The sequence below is a fragment of the Polaromonas sp. P1_G2 genome (assembly GCF_056405515.1).
The window spans coordinates 1-426 of sequence record NZ_JBFUBY010001307.1; the positions used below are offsets into that span (position 1 = coordinate 1).

A 426-nucleotide genomic window follows, 5' to 3' on the forward strand; every position below is an offset into this window, starting at 1 on the left:
TGCTCTATCTGAGGACGGTGACGCTGCAGCAGATCGAGGGACCGCGCGGTTTCCAATATCTCAAGGAGGATCTGCAGGATCGTGCCGACCTGATCTCCGAGGGCAAGATTTCGAAGATTCTGTTCAGGACATTTGTGATCCAATGAGCCCGCGTGTCCTGAAATCGCTGTTGTTTTTGACTGTTCTCTGCCTAGCATGCAGCACCGGCGCCGCGCACGCGCAGACCACGACACCGGACATTCTCAACACGCCGATCAACGGCTCGGTGGCGAGCTGGATCATCCGCACCTTCGGCCTGCTGACGATCCTGTCGGTGGCGCCCGGCATCCTGGTGATGGTGACGAGTTTTCCCCGATTCATCATCGCCTTTTCGATCCTGCGCTCCGGCATGGGCCTGTCGACGACGCCGTCCAACATGATCCTGAC

At 58.7% G+C, this 426-nt stretch carries 2 protein-coding genes; both read left to right on the top strand.

The genetic code is table 11. From position 1 onward, the window contains the following. Window positions 1–17 precede the first annotated feature (17 nt). Window positions 18–146, top strand: coding sequence for a flagellar basal body-associated FliL family protein (locus tag AC1D0P_RS30270; RefSeq protein ID WP_477680112.1), 129 nt, complete (start codon window positions 18–20; stop codon window positions 144–146). Beyond that, a partial coding sequence (locus AC1D0P_RS30275; protein ID WP_477680111.1) for an EscR/YscR/HrcR family type III secretion system export apparatus protein occupies window positions 143–426 on the top strand: 284 nt, incomplete at its 3' end. The genes AC1D0P_RS30270 and AC1D0P_RS30275, both read left to right, overlap by 4 nt.